Annotated in this window: 13 protein-coding genes; 7 read left to right on the forward strand and 6 right to left on the reverse strand. The window is 68.0% G+C overall.

Annotation, left to right across the window (positions count from 1 at the left end; genetic code table 11):
• The first annotated feature begins 86 nt into the window (after positions 1-86).
• On the forward strand, positions 87-977 hold the full coding sequence (locus ACZ7MG_RS11180; RefSeq protein ID WP_471382501.1) for a rhomboid family intramembrane serine protease: 891 nt from the start codon (positions 87-89) through the stop codon (positions 975-977).
• A 303-nt stretch (positions 978-1,280) separates the two neighbouring features.
• Here ACZ7MG_RS11180 and crgA read toward each other — a convergent pair whose 3' ends face one another.
• Entirely contained in the window at positions 1,281-1,535 is a 255-nt protein-coding gene (gene crgA / locus ACZ7MG_RS11185) for a cell division protein CrgA (protein WP_045558527.1), read from the reverse strand.
• A 142-nt stretch (positions 1,536-1,677) separates the two neighbouring features.
• On the opposite strand from crgA, the gene ACZ7MG_RS11190 reads away from it, so the two are divergent.
• The 6 genes from ACZ7MG_RS11190 to ACZ7MG_RS11215 are packed head-to-tail and all read left to right on the forward strand — an operon-like array spanning position 1,678 to position 6,072.
• The gene (locus ACZ7MG_RS11190) at positions 1,678-2,481 is read left to right on the forward strand and encodes a DUF881 domain-containing protein (RefSeq protein WP_471382499.1); all 804 of its coding nucleotides are present in this window, start codon (positions 1,678-1,680) and stop codon (positions 2,479-2,481) included.
• Positions 2,482-2,498: 17 nt separating this feature from the next.
• A complete protein-coding gene (locus ACZ7MG_RS11195; protein ID WP_471382497.1) occupies positions 2,499-3,191 on the forward strand; it encodes a class E sortase in 693 nt (230 codons plus the stop codon).
• 53 nt (positions 3,192-3,244) lie between these two features.
• Positions 3,245-3,406: a hypothetical protein gene (locus ACZ7MG_RS11200; RefSeq protein WP_020113582.1), complete on the forward strand. Its 162-nt coding sequence runs from the start codon at positions 3,245-3,247 to the stop codon at positions 3,404-3,406.
• Positions 3,403-4,053 (forward strand): aminodeoxychorismate/anthranilate synthase component II, encoded by a 651-nt coding sequence (locus ACZ7MG_RS11205; RefSeq protein WP_471382496.1) that lies wholly within the window; start codon positions 3,403-3,405, stop codon positions 4,051-4,053. Before ACZ7MG_RS11200 ends, ACZ7MG_RS11205 begins: the two co-directional genes overlap by 4 nt.
• Positions 4,050-5,309, forward strand: a complete 1,260-nt coding sequence (locus tag ACZ7MG_RS11210) for a class E sortase (protein WP_471382494.1) — start codon at positions 4,050-4,052, stop codon at positions 5,307-5,309. Before ACZ7MG_RS11205 ends, ACZ7MG_RS11210 begins: the two co-directional genes overlap by 4 nt.
• Before the next feature lie 25 nt (positions 5,310-5,334).
• Positions 5,335-6,072, forward strand: coding sequence for a class E sortase (locus ACZ7MG_RS11215; RefSeq protein ID WP_471382493.1), 738 nt, complete (start codon positions 5,335-5,337; stop codon positions 6,070-6,072).
• A 129-nt stretch (positions 6,073-6,201) separates the two neighbouring features.
• On the opposite strand, the gene pknB is transcribed toward ACZ7MG_RS11215, so the two are convergent.
• The 5 genes from pknB to ACZ7MG_RS11240 form a co-directional block, all read right to left on the reverse strand.
• Positions 6,202-8,202: a Stk1 family PASTA domain-containing Ser/Thr kinase gene (gene pknB, locus ACZ7MG_RS11220; RefSeq protein WP_471382491.1), complete on the reverse strand. Its 2,001-nt coding sequence runs from the start codon at positions 8,200-8,202 to the stop codon at positions 6,202-6,204.
• A 170-nt stretch (positions 8,203-8,372) separates the two neighbouring features.
• A complete protein-coding gene (locus tag ACZ7MG_RS11225) occupies positions 8,373-9,833 on the reverse strand; it encodes a peptidoglycan D,D-transpeptidase FtsI family protein (RefSeq protein ID WP_471382489.1) in 1,461 nt (486 codons plus the stop codon).
• Positions 9,830-11,269 (reverse strand): FtsW/RodA/SpoVE family cell cycle protein, encoded by a 1,440-nt coding sequence (locus tag ACZ7MG_RS11230; RefSeq protein ID WP_471382488.1) that lies wholly within the window; start codon positions 11,267-11,269, stop codon positions 9,830-9,832. The genes ACZ7MG_RS11225 and ACZ7MG_RS11230 overlap by 4 nt, the downstream gene beginning before the upstream one ends.
• Before the next feature lie 27 nt (positions 11,270-11,296).
• Positions 11,297-12,832, reverse strand: a complete 1,536-nt coding sequence (locus ACZ7MG_RS11235) for a Stp1/IreP family PP2C-type Ser/Thr phosphatase (protein ID WP_471382487.1) — start codon at positions 12,830-12,832, stop codon at positions 11,297-11,299.
• 128 nt (positions 12,833-12,960) lie between these two features.
• Positions 12,961-13,488: an FHA domain-containing protein FhaB/FipA gene (locus tag ACZ7MG_RS11240; RefSeq protein WP_471382486.1), complete on the reverse strand. Its 528-nt coding sequence runs from the start codon at positions 13,486-13,488 to the stop codon at positions 12,961-12,963.

The following is a 13,488-nucleotide window of genomic DNA, read 5'->3' on the forward strand; positions in this document are numbered from 1 at the left end:
ACAAGGTCCGAAGGGAACCAATCGCCCCGCTCATCCGTAAGGATGGGCGGGGCGATGCGTTCCACACAGGAGACGAAGGGGACCCGATGGACCAGGTGCCGAGCGGCTCGCAGGACGCGCGGTCCCTGCCCACCTGCTATCGGCACCCGGACCGCGAGACGGGGATCCGCTGCACCCGTTGCGAGCGCCCCATCTGCCCCGAGTGCATGGTGAGCGCCTCCGTCGGCTTCCAGTGCCCCGAATGCGTCCGCGGCGGCTCCGGCACGGGCCACGCGCCCTCCGCCTCCGCCCCGCGCACCCTCGCCGGCGGCACGGTCACCGCCGACCCCCGGCTCCTCACCAAGATCCTGGTCGCCGCGAACCTGTTGCTCTACCTGGTGCAGATGTCCGCGGGTGACGCCTTCACCGACCGGTTCGACCTCATCGGACGGGCCTGGGTCCCGGAGCTGGGCTCGTCCCTCCAGGGCGTCGCCGAGGGACAGTGGTACCGGTTGGTGACGTCGATGTTCCTGCACGGCAGCGTGATGCACATCGCGTTCAACATGCTCAGCCTGTGGTGGATCGGCGGCCCGCTGGAAGCCGCCCTTGGCCGCGCCCGCTATCTGACGCTCTACTTCGTCTCGGGGCTCGCGGGCAGCGCGCTGACCTATCTCCTCGCCGAGCCCAATCAGGCATCGCTCGGCGCATCCGGTGCGATCTTCGGTCTTTTCGGCGCGACGGCCGTCCTCATGCGTCGGCTGAAGTACGACATGCGGCCGGTCATCATCCTGTTGGTCATCAACCTGGTGATCACCTTCGGCTGGTCCGGCATCGCCTGGGAGGCCCACGTCGGCGGCCTCGTCGGCGGTGTCCTGATCGGCTATGCGATGGTGCACGCGCCGCGTGAGCGGAGGGCGCTGATCCAGTACGGCGTGTGCGCCGTGGTACTGGCCGCCGTGGTCGTCCTGACGTTGCTCAGGACCGCCCAGCTGACCTGAGGTGATGTCGGACCGTCACCGGTCCGGCGCTCCGCCGGCACCGTTACAGCACTGTTGTCCACAGACCGTGGCGGATCTTGTGCATAGGGTGCGGGAACAGGTGTGCCCCCTGTCGCTCACCTGCGTTTCAGCAGGTCAGGCAGGGGGCGAACACGCTTGCGGATGCCGGTAGGTCTGTCGTACCGGCGTCAACGCCCAGTGAGTTATCCACAGATCGTCGTTCTTTTTCCCCACTGTGGAAAACACCTGTGGATAACTCCGTGGATAGCTCTGGGGAGAGCTACGTCCAGCAGTCGGAGACCGCTACTTCCACTGGGTCGAGACGCCGAATCCCGCGGCGATGAAGCCGAAGCCGACCACGATGTTCCAGTTGCCGAGCGAGTCGATCGGCAGTGAACCGTCGGTCACATAGAAGACGACGATCCAGGCCAGCCCGATGAGGAACATGGCCAGCATGACCGGAGCCACCCAGCCGCGGCTGTTCAGCTTGATGTTCGTGGCCTGCTTGGACGGCGGCGGCGTGTAGTCGGCCTTCTTGCGGATACGTGACTTCGGCACGAGGGTCTCTCCTGTCGATGCGCTGCGTGGCCGCGCAGGGAACTGTGGCGGGCTCCGGGGCAGCGTACAAGGGGACACTGAATGCTCCCCCGGGCGTCCGTTAGCGTAGTGCTTCCGTGGCGCCTAAGGAGATAAGGGTACGTTGAGCAATTCAGCCGACTCCCCCGAGGCTGGTTCCGGCACCTCCCCGGAAGCCGGGGCCGACCCCTCCTCCCGAGGCGGGTTCCGTCCCGTGCGTGTGCTCACCGTCGGGGTCTTCGCCCTCGCCGGGCTGATCTTCTTCACCAGCTTCGACACGGCCAAGGGCACCAACATCCGTACGGACGCCTCGCTGCTGAAGCTCTCCGACCTGATCCAGGAGCGCAGCCACAAGAACGGGCAGCTCGACGAGTCCAACGCGGTCCTCCGCGACGACGTCGAGGCCCTCGCCGAGCGGGACGACGGCAGCACCAAGGCCGAGGACGCGAAGCTGACGGCGCTGGAGAAGAACGCCGGCACCCAGAAGCTCAAGGGCGAGGCCCTCACGGTCACCCTCAACGACGCCCCGCCGGACGCCACCGCCAAGCTCCCCGGCTACCCCGAGCCGCAGCCCGACTACCTGGTCATCCACCAGCAGGACCTGCAGGCCGTGGTGAACGCCCTGTGGCTGGGCGGCGCCGAGGGCATCAAGGTCATGGACCAGCGGCTGATCTCCACCAGCGCCGTCCGCTGTGTCGGCAACACCCTGATCCTCCAGGGCCGCGTCTACTCGCCCCCGTACAAGATCCAGGCGGTCGGTGACCCGGAGAAGCTGCAGAAGGCGCTCGCCGCGAGCGAGGCGATCCAGAACTACATGGTCTACGTCAACGTCTACGGGCTCGGCTGGAAAGTGACCGAGGACGGGCCGGTGACTCTTCCCGGCTACTCGGGCACAGTGGATCTGAAGTACGCGAAGCCCGTGGAGTAACGGCAGCCGGGGGGCCCGTGTCGGTGCGCCTGATCGTGAGGACCGTCAGCGAACTCTGCATCACCGTCGGCACCCTGATCGTGCTCTTCGTCGTGTACGTGCTGTTCTGGACCGGTGTGAAGGCCGACACCGAGATGGATCACCAGGTCGATCTGCTCCAGGACCAGTGGGCGAGGCAGCCGGTGAGGCCCACGTCCGGCCCGGGCGCCTCGTCGGCTCCGCAGCCGCCCGCCCCGTACCGGGAGGGCAAGGCCTTCGCCCTCATGTACATCCCGCGTCTTGGTTTCACGTGGAACAAGCCCGTCCTCGAAGGCACGAAGACGGACACTCTGAAGAAAGGCCTCGGCCACTACGCGAACACCGCGCAGCTGGGACAGAAGGGAAACTTCGCGGTCGCCGGCCACCGCCGCACGTACGGCGATCCCTTCAAAGATTTTCCCAAGCTGCGCCCCGGCGACGCGGTCGTCCTGACCGACGGCGAGGACTGGTTCACGTACGTCATCGACCAGGGGCCCTATCGGACATTGCCCACGGACGTCCAGGTCATCGACCCCGTGCCGAAGAAATCGGGGTACACGCGCGCGGGGCGCTATCTGACGCTGACGACGTGCGACCCGGAGTGGGGACACAGCCATCGGCTCATCGTCTGGGGCCATCTGGATTCCACACAGCCTGTGGAGTCAGGGAAACCGGAGGCACTACGCCGTTAGTCTGGTGGCGGTACGGCGTGAGTCCGGTGCCGTGGTGTGAAGGAAGGGACGGCATGTACGGCTGGATCTGGCGGCATCTGCCGGGCAACGCGTGGCTGAAGGCGCTGATTTCCCTGGTGCTGACCCTGGCCGTCGTCTATGTCCTCTTCCAATACGTCTTTCCCTGGGCGGAGCCCCTGCTCCCCTTCAACGATGTGACGGTGAACGACCAGTGAGTGCCGCCCGACCCGCCCGGGTCCTCGTCGTCGACAACTACGACAGCTTCGTCTTCAACCTGGTCCAGTACCTGTACCAGCTGGGCGCCGAGTGCGAGGTGCTGCGCAACGACGAGGTGGCGACCGCCCACGCCCAGGACGGCTTCGACGGCGTGCTCCTGTCCCCCGGGCCGGGCACCCCCGAGGAGGCCGGCGTCTGCGTCGACATGGTCCGCCACTGCGCCGCCACCGGCGTCCCCGTCTTCGGCGTCTGCCTCGGCATGCAGTCCATGCAGGTGGCGTACGGCGGTGTCGTGGACCGTGCTCCCGAACTGCTGCACGGCAAGACATCGCTGGTGGAGCACGAGGGCAAGGGTGTCTTCGCGGGCCTGCCCACGCCCTTCACCGCGACCCGCTACCACTCCCTGGCCGCCGAACCGGCGACCGTGCCGGCCGAGCTGGAGGTCACGGCGCGCACCCACGACGGGATCATCATGGGCCTCCGGCATCGTGAACTGCCCGTCGAGGGCGTGCAGTTCCACCCCGAGTCGGTGCTCACCGAGCACGGTCACCGCATGCTCGCCAACTGGCTGGCGGAGTGCGGCGACCAAGGGGCCGTGTCCAGGTCGACGGGGCTCGCCCCCGTGGTGGGCAGGGCCACGGCGTGACGGCCCTGCGCCCCGAGCGCGAGAGTGCCCCCTACGGCGGCGAGGCCGCGTACGGGGGCGCCGAGTCGTTCGAGGCGGAGGCCTTCGAGCCCGGGGCGCCGTACGGCGACGCCGCCGAACCTCAGCAGTGGGCCGCGCAGCAGGCCCAGGCCCCGCAGTACTCCCAGGGCGACTGGTACGACCAGCAGCAGCCGTACGGGAGGCAGTCGTTCGAGACCTACGAGCCGCGTCCCCAGGCCCAGTACGACGGTTCGTACGAGGCCTATGCCGCGTCGGCCGCCCCGGTGGGCCTCCCGTCGGACACCGCCCAGGAGCATCCTCCGATCGACGAGGAGACCGTGGCGCTCCGGGTGGAGGAGGCGCGCCGGCTGGCCGCCGTGGCCGAGGCGATACCCGCGCCCCCCGCTCCCGGAGGCCGTGCGGCCCGCCGTAAGGCCGCGAGACGGCACGGGAGGCATGGGGGCTCCCCGGGGGCCCACGCGGGCTCCGGAGCCGCTCAGGGGCCCCAGGAGGCCTTAGGGGCGGACGGGGCGGCCTCGCCCCGCTCCCGGATCGAGGCGCGGCGGGCGGCGCGGGCGCAGAAGCCCAGCGCGGGAGTGATCGCGAGCCGGCTCATCGGCGAGGTCTTCATCACCACCGGTGTGGTGATGCTGCTGTTCGTCACGTACCAGCTCTGGTGGTCGAACATCCGGGCCCACCAGCAGGCGGGCCGGGAGGCGACGAGCCTGCAGGAGGAGTGGAAGAGCGGCAAGCGCGCGCCGGGCGCCTTCGAGCCGGGCCAGGGCTTCGCCATCCTGCACATTCCCAAGCTGGACGTCGTCGTGCCGATCGCCGAGGGCATCAGCAAGTCGAAGGTCCTGGACCGCGGCATGGTCGGGCACTACGACGAGAACAGCATCAAGACGGCCATGCCCGAGGACAAGACGGGCAACTTCGGTATCGCCGGCCACCGGAACACCCATGGTGAACCGTTCCGCTACATCAACCGACTCAAGCCTGGCGACCCGATCGTCGTGGAGACGCAGGACAAGTACTACGTCTACGACATGGCCTCGATCCTGCCGGTGACGCCGCCGTCGAACGTCAGCGTGCTCAATGCCGTGCCCCCGGGGTCGGGCTTCACCGCACCCGGCCGCTACATCACGCTGACCACGTGCACGCCGGAGTTCACGAGCAAGTACCGCATGATCGTGTGGGGCAAGATGGTGGAGGAACGGCCGCGCAGCGAGGGGAAGCCCGACGCGCTCGTCCAGTAGGGGCTCGACCAAGGGCGGAAGAACTGTGGCAGTGACCACCGACGACACCGAAGAGAAGACGAGCGCGCCCGAAGCCGTGCCGCGCCGCCGCATGAGCCGGCTGGCCATGGCGGTCAGTGTCTTCGGTGAACTCCTCATCACCGCGGGCCTGGTGCTCGGACTGTTCGTCGTCTACTCGCTGTGGTGGACGAACGTCCTCGCCGACCGCGAGGCGGACAAGGAAGCGAACAAGGTCCGCGACACCTGGGCGTCCGACGGCGGGCCGGGTGCCCTGGACACCAAGGACGGCATCGGCTTCCTGCACGTCCCCGCCATGAAGAACGGCGAGGTCCTGGTGAAGAAGGGCACCTCCACCAAGATCCTCAACGGTGGCGTCGCCGGCTACTACACCGACCCGGTCAAGGCGACCCTGCCCAGCTCCGACAAGGACGGCAACTTCACCCTCGCCGCCCACCGCGACGGCCACGGCGCCAAGTTCCACAACATCGACAAGCTGGGGAAGGGCGACTCGATCGTCTTCGAGACCCGCGACAACTGGTACGTCTACAAGGTCTACGACACCCTCACCGAGACCTCGAAGTACAACGTCAAGGTCCTGTCGAACATCCCCAAGGAGTCCGGCAGGAAGAAGGCCGGCAAGTACATCACCCTCACCACCTGCACGCCCGTCTACACCTCCCGGTACCGGTACATCGTGTGGGGCGAGCTGGAGCGCGTGGAGCGGGTGAACGCGGAGCGCACGCTGCCGAAGGAGCTGCGGTAGCCGCCTAGTCGGTTTCCGCTCTTGGGGATGTTTCACGTGAAACACCCTGTTTCACGTGAAACATCGGAATGACGAAGGAGCCCGGCACCCCCTCCAAAGGGGGTGCCGGGCTCCTTCGTACCGGTGGGGCTAGTCGAAGAAGCCGCCGCCGTCGTTCCCGCCATTGTTGTTGTTGCCGTTGTTACCGCCGAAGCCGACCGAGGCGAGAGTGATCGTCGTCTGGGCCGGGTCGGCGGGATTGCCGCCGTCCGGGTCCTGGTCCGTGACGAGCGCGGTGTCGCTCTGGTCGCTGCCGTTGGCGAACTGGATGTTGGTGAAGCCGGACGCCTGCAGGATCTGCTTGGCCTGGCCCACGGTCCGTCCCACGACGTTCGGGACCTCGACCGCCGGCTGCTCCTCTTCGGCCTTCTTGCCGATCTGGATGGTGACCGTGTCGCCCTTGTTCAGCTCGGAGCCTGCCTCGGGGTTGGTGGCGATGACCTTGCCGACGAGGTTGTCGTCGTCGGTCTCGACCTCGGTGCAGGTGCCGACGAGGTTGTTGGCCTCCATCTGGGACTTGGCGTCGTCACAGCTCCGGCCGGTGACGGTCGGCACGGTGGCCTTCTCCTCGGCCTTGGCGACCGTGAGGGTGATAGTGGAGCCCTTCTCCACTTCCTTGCCGGTCGTGGGGTTCTGGTCGAGAACCGTGCCAGCTTCCTCCGGAGACTCCTTCGTCTCGGTCTCGACGACGAACTCGTAGTCCTTGCCTTCCAGCTTCTCCTTCGCGTCCTCGATCTGGTCACCGATGACGCTCGGAACTGCAACCTTCGGCGCGCCCGTGGACACCACCAAGTCGATGGTGTCGCCCTTCTTCACCTCGATGCCCACCTGCGGATTCTGCTCGCAGATGTTGCCCTTCTTCTGGTTCTCGCAGGGCTTCTGGGAAATCTGTACCTTCAGATCGACGTTCGTGGCCGCCTGTTTCGCTTCCGCCTCGCTCTGGCCCACGAAGTTCGGCGTCTTGAGGGTGTCGTTGCTCGTGTCGTTGCCCGAGAACATCCACTGGCCGATGAGGACCGCGCCGATCAGTACCAGCACACCCGCGACGACCAGGAGGATCGTCGAGGTGTTGTTCTTCTTCTGCTGGCGCCGGCGGCCTTGGCGGTCGTCGTAACCGCCGTAGCCGTCGTCCGGGCCGACCGGCGGGAGCATGGTCGTGGCGCCGGCGTCGGCGCGCAGGGCGGTGGTCGGCTGGTCGTCCGGGTAGCCGCCGTAGCCGACTGAGCCCATGGCCGCCGTGGCCGCGACGGGCTGGCCGTCGAGGCAGGCCTCGATGTCGGCGCGCATCTCGTCGGCGGACTGGTAGCGGTAGTCGGGGTCCTTGACCAGGGCGCGCAGGACGATGGCGTCCATCTCCGGAGTGATCTCCGGGTCGAAGACGCTCGGGGGCTGCGGCTCCTCCCGCACGTGCTGGTAGGCGACCGCCACGGGGGAGTCACCGATGAACGGCGGGCGGACGGTCAGCAGCTCGTAGAGCAGACAGCCCGTCGAGTACAGGTCGGAACGGGCGTCCACCTGCTCGCCCTTGGCCTGCTCCGGCGAGAGGTACTGGGCGGTGCCGATGACCGCGGACGTCTGTGTCATCGTCATACCGGAGTCGCCCATGGCACGGGCGATGCCGAAGTCCATGACCTTGACCTGGCCGTTGCGCGTCAGCATGACGTTGGCCGGCTTGATGTCGCGGTGGACGATCTGGTTGCGGTGGGCGTACTCCAGTCCCTGGAGGATGCCGATGGTCATCTCCATGGCCCGCTCCGGCAGCAGCTTGCGGCCGCTGTGGAGAAGCTCACGGAGCGTGGAGCCCTCGACGTACTCCATGACGATGTACGGGATCGAGACCCCGTCGATGTAGTCCTCGCCCGTGTCGTAGACCGCAACGATCGCGGGGTGGTTGAGCGAGGCGGCAGACTGGGCCTCCCGGCGGAACCGGGCCTGGAAGGTGGGGTCGCGCGCGAGGTCCGCTCGCAGCGTCTTCACCGCCACGGTGCGGCCGAGGCGGGTGTCCATCGCGAGGTAGACCTCCGCCATGCCACCACGGCCGAGCACCTGGCCCAGCTCGTACCGGCCGCCGAGGCGACGCGGCTCTTCCATAGCTTCCTACCAGCCCTCTCCGTCGGATCCCGACCGCACCGATGTGTGGTCCGGCGGCTGTGCTCCGGGCATACGGTACCCGGCTCGCCTTCTGTGACCTGGCCAACCGCGTCACCCGATACAGGACCGGTATCGCAACGTGCACCGATGTGAAGGCGACGTGAGCGGGGTCACTTCTTGCTGTTGATCACTGCCTGCATCACGCTCTTCGCGATCGGGGCGGCGAGACCACCACCGGAGATGTCGCCACGCTCGGCATCGCTGTCCTCGACGACGACGGCCACGGCGACCGGCGAGCTGCCGTCGCTGAGCTTGGCGTACGAGATGAACCAGGCGTACGGCTTCTCCTTGTTGTCCACGCCGTGCTGCGCGGTGCCGGTCTTGCCGCCGACGGTGGCGCCCTCGATCTGCGCCCTGGTGCCGGTGCCCGTCTTGACGACGGTCTCCATCATGTCCTGGAGCTTCTGGGCGGTCTCCGGTGAGACCGCCTGGGACATCGACTCGGGGTCGTGCGTCTCGATGACGTCGAGGTTGGAGGCGCGCAGCTGGTCGACCATGTACGGCTTCATCAGCTCGCCGTCGTTGGCGACGGCCGAGGCGACCATGGCCATCTGCAGCGGGGTGGCGCGGTTGGAGGCCTGCCCGATGCCGGCCATCGCGTTCTGCGGGCGGTTGTCCTCGGGGTAGACACTCTCGGCCGCGCGTACCGGTACGTCGAGCTTGTCCTCGTCGAAGCCGAACTTCGCGGCCTGCTCACGCATCTTCTCGTTGCCGACGGTGTCGGAGAGCTTGCCGAAGACCGTGTTGCAGGACTGCTCGAGCGCGTACCGGAGCGTGGCGTTCTTGCACACACCGTGCTCGTTGGTGAGATCGGTCGTCGTGTCGGGCAGCTGGTACGGGTCCGGGGAGTTCGTCTTGTCGTCGATGTCCGAGACCGCGCCGTTCTCCAGCGCGGCGGCGGCCGTGACCACCTTGAACGTGGACCCCGGCGGGTACGTCTCGCGCAGCGCGCGGTTCAGCATCGGCTTGTCGGCGTCCTTCTCCAGCTTCGAGAAGGTCTCGCTGTCCTTGGTGCTGATGCCGGCGAACGTCGACGGGTCGTAGGACGGCGTGGAGGCGAGGGCGAGGATCGCGCCGGTCTTCGGGTCGAGCGCGGCGACGGCGCCCTTCTTGTTGCCGAGGCCCTTGAAGGCGGCCTTCTGCGCGGCGGCGTTGAGGGTGGTGACGACGCTGCCGCCCTCCTTCTTCTTGCCGGTGAGCATGTCCAGCGTGTTCCGGAAGAAGAGCCGGTCGTCGTTGCCGGTGAGGATGCCGTCCTCAAGGCTCTCCAACTGGGTGGCGCCGATGATCTGGGAGGAGTACCCGGTGACCGGCGCCCACATCTCGCCGTCCTTCCAGGTGCGCTTGTACTTGTAGTCGAGCCCCTCGGAAGCGACGGACCCGGTGATGGCCTTGCCGTCGACGATGATGTCCCCGCGAGGCGTGGCATAGCGCTCGATGGAGACGCGACGGTTGTCCTTGTCGGTGGCGAGGGAATCCGCCTGGACGTACTGGAGCCAGTTGTTGCGGACGAGCAGGGCGAGGACCAGGAGCCCGCAGAAGATCGCGATGCGGCGCAGGGGCTTGTTCATGACGGGCGGACCACCTGGGTCATCTCGGCGTCGGGGTTCGGTGCGGGTGCGGGCGCGGGCCGGCGCGCGGTGTCGCTGATTCTGAGCAGAATGCCGATGAGTGCCCAGTTGGCGATGACCGAGGAACCGCCGTAGGCCAAGAACGGCATCGTCATACCGGTCAGGGGAATGAGGCCCATCACACCGCCGGCTACGACGAAGACCTGGAGGGCGAACGCGCCGGACAGACCGACGGCGAGCAGCTTGCCGAACGGGTCGCGGGCGGCGAGGGCGGTGCGGATGCCGCGCTCCACGATCAGACCGTAGATCAGCAGGATCGCCATCACGCCGGTCAGCCCCAGTTCCTCGCCGAAGGTGGCGAGGATGAAGTCGGAGTTCGCGGCGAAGCGGATGAGCTCGGAGTGGCCCTGGCCCCAGCCGGTGCCGAGGGTGCCGCCGGAGCCGAAGGCCCACAGCGCCTCCATGGACTGCGCGGAGTGGCCGACCACGGTCTTGGAGAGCTCCCACTCGCCCATGGGGTCCAGCCAGGCCTGCACACGCTGTTGCACGTGGATCTCGAACGAGGCCACGCCGACCGCGCCGGCCGCGGACATCAGCAGACCGAAGACGATCCAGCTGGTCCGCTCGGTCGCGACATACAGCATGATCACGAACATGCCGAAGAACAGCAGCGAGGTACCGAGGTCGGTCTCGAAGACCAGGATGAGGATCGAGATCGCCCAGACCACGATGATCGGGCCGAGGTCCCGGCCGCGCGGCAGGTACAGGCCCATGAAGCGGCGGCTGGCCAGTGCGAGCGCGTCGCGCTTCACCATCAGGTAGCCGGCGAAGAAGATCGCCAGCACGATCTTGGCGAACTCGCCGGGCTGGATGGTGAAGCTGCCGACCTGGATCCAGATCTTGGCGCCGTAGGTGAGTTCCGCGCCGAGGCCCGGCACCAGGGGGAGCAGCAGCAGGACCAGCGCGCCGGCCATCGAGATGTAGGTGTAGCGCTGGAGGGTGCGGTGGTCCTTGAGGAAGATCAGTACGGCGATGAGGAGCGCGATGCCCATCGCCGTGTAGACCAGCTGATTGGTCGCCTTGCCACCGGCCTGCCCGATCTGCTGGAGCAGTTTCGACTGGTCCAGTCGCCAGATCGCCACCAGCCCCAGCCCGTTCAGCAGCGTGGCCAGGGGCAGCATCAGCGGGTCCGCGTACGGTGCGAACTTGCGGACGACGAGGTGGCCGATGGCGGCCAGTACGCCGAGACCGATGCCGTAGGTGGCCAGCCCGGCCGGCACCTCGTCCTTCAGGGCGAGGCCGGCGTTGGCGTAGGCGAACACCGGGATGGCGACCGCGAAGGCCAGCAGGGCCAGCTCGGTGTTGCGTCGGCTGGGGGTGCCGATCGCGCCGATCGTGGACGTGTGCTGCGTCGACGGGTTGGTAGTACTGCTCATCGTGTGCGTGGGCCCCTCGCGGCTTGCCTACTGCTCACCGCACCGTGAGACCAGTTCCTGCTCCTCCTCCGAGAGGCTGGGGCCGGTCGACGGTGTGGGTGCGGTCTGGGTCGAGGACGTCGACGGGGTCGGCGTCGGGGACGGGGACTGTGTGGCCTTGGACGTGAGGGAGGTCTTCGTGGTTCCTGTGACTCCGCCGGCCTCGCCCTCGCCGGTCTTGGCGTTGTTGTCCGCCGCCTCGCGGCGTTCGGCGTTCTTCTTGCACGCCGACGCCTGGGTGGAGAGCTCCTGGATCTTCTTCTCGGCGTCGCCCAGACCGCCCTCGGCGATCGTGGCCTCGACCAGCTTCTGCTGGTACGGCGGGAGGTACTTGAGTTCGATCTCGGGGTGGTCCTTCTCGACCTTCGAGAGCGAGATCCAGGCCAGGTCCTGGCTGATGCCGCGGTACAGCGCCACATGGTCGTCGTTGGAGCCGACGTAGTACTGCGTCTGCGTCCAGCGGTAACCGCTGTACAGGCCCCCGCCGACGACGGCGAGGGCGAGGATGCCGAAGAAGGATCTCTTCAGCCACCTGCGCTTCTTGCGCGGCTTGACGAAGTCGTCGTCGGAGTAGTCGCCGACGCTGCCCGCCGCCGGCATGTACCCGGTGGTGTCGCCGGAGCCGGGCGGGCCGAACTCGCCGCCGCCCTGTCCCTGCCCCTGACCCTGGCGGCCGAGGCCGGAGGCGCGGCCGGCCGGGGTCTGCATGATGCCGTTGTCCTGCAGATGGAGCTGGTTCTCGGCGACCGCGCCGACCACGACCGGGGTGTCGGAGAGCTGCCCGGCGAGGGTGTCCCCGGTGTCGAGGTCGAGGACGTCGGCGATGATGACCGTGATGTTGTCCGGGCCGCCGCCGCGCAGCGCGAGCTGGATCAGCTCCTGCACGGTCTCCTGCGGGCCCTGGTAGCTGGCGAGGGTGTCCTCCATCGTCTGGTGGGACACGACGCCGGACAGTCCGTCGGAGCAGATCAGATACCGGTCGCCGACGCGGACCTCACGGATGGAGAGGTCGGGTTCGACGTGGTCGCCGCTGCCCAGCGCGCGCATCAGCAGGGAGCGCTGCGGGTGGGTGGTGGCCTCCTCCTCGGTGATGCGGCCCTCGTCGACCAGACGCTGCACCCAGGTGTGGTCCTGGGTGATCTGGGTGAGGACGCCGTCCCTGAGGAGGTACGCGCGGGAGTCGCCGACGTGCACGAGGCCGAGTCGCTGGCCGGTCCACAGCAGGGCGGTGAGCGTGGTGCCCATGCCCTCCAGCTGGGGGTCCTCCTCGACCATCGAGCGCAGCTGGTCGTTGGCGCGCTGCACAGCGGTGCCGAGCGAGGTGAGGATGTCGGAGCCGGGGATGTCGTCGTCGAGCGTGACGAGGGTGGAGATCACCTCGGAGGAGGCGACCTCGCCGGCCGCCTGGCCGCCCATGCCGTCGGCGATCGCGAGGAGCCGGGGACCGGCGTAGCCCGAGTCCTCGTTGCCCTCGCGGATCATGCCTTTGTGCGATCCGGCGGCGAAGCGCAGTGACAGACTCATGCGCACCTCGCCCGTCGGCTCCGGGTACATCCGCACGGTGCCCACCCTCCGGTCGGGAGCGCGCCGGGACCCCTGGTGGGGGCCACCACTGCGTGCTCGCTCCGCTCGCGCCTATTCATGATGTAGCACTACTTCCGCAGCTCGATGACGGTCTTGCCGATGCGGATCGGCGCGCCCAGCGGAATCGGCGTGGGAGTCGTCAGTCGGTTCCGGTCGAGATACGTGCCGTTGGTGGACCCCAGGTCCTCGACGATCCACTGGCCGTCGCGGTCCGGATAGATCCGTGCGTGCCGGCTGGAGGCGTAGTCGTCGTCCAGCACGATCGTGGAGTCGTGCGCCCGGCCCAGCGTGATGGTCTGGCCCTGCAGGGCCACGGTCGTACCTGTCAGCGTGCCCTCGCTGACGACCAGCTTGGTCGGGGCGTTGCGCCCGCGTCGGCCGCCGCCGGTGGCGGCCGCGGGCTGCTGGCCGCGCTGCTGCGGGGGCGCGGCCTGGCGGGCGGCCTGTTGTGGCCGCGCGCTCTCCCGGCGCGACCCCCGCTGGGTGACGCGCGTACCGAACAGGTCGCTGCGGATGACCTGCACGGCCACGATCACGAACAGCCACAGTACGGCCAGGAAACCCAGCCGCATGACCGTGAGGGTCAGCTCTGACAT

The sequence above is a fragment of the Streptomyces sp. NPDC107538 genome, assembly GCF_055657445.1.

Excerpts from the sequence above, each read along its gene's own strand:
- ACZ7MG_RS11180 (WP_471382501.1), top strand. The coding sequence starts at position 87 with ATGGACCAGGTGCCGAGCGGCTCGCAGGACGCGCGGTCCCTGCCCACC.
- ACZ7MG_RS11200 (WP_020113582.1), top strand. The coding sequence starts at position 3,245 with ATGTACGGCTGGATCTGGCGGCATCTGCCGGGCAACGCGTGGCTGAAG.
- pknB (WP_471382491.1), bottom strand. The coding sequence starts at position 8,202 with ATGGAAGAGCCGCGTCGCCTCGGCGGCCGGTACGAGCTGGGCCAGGTG.
- ACZ7MG_RS11225 (WP_471382489.1), bottom strand. The coding sequence starts at position 9,833 with ATGAACAAGCCCCTGCGCCGCATCGCGATCTTCTGCGGGCTCCTGGTC.
- ACZ7MG_RS11230 (WP_471382488.1), bottom strand. The coding sequence starts at position 11,269 with ATGAGCAGTACTACCAACCCGTCGACGCAGCACACGTCCACGATCGGC.
- ACZ7MG_RS11235 (WP_471382487.1), bottom strand. The coding sequence starts at position 12,832 with ATGAGTCTGTCACTGCGCTTCGCCGCCGGATCGCACAAAGGCATGATC.
- ACZ7MG_RS11240 (WP_471382486.1), bottom strand. The coding sequence starts at position 13,488 with ATGTCAGAGCTGACCCTCACGGTCATGCGGCTGGGTTTCCTGGCCGTA.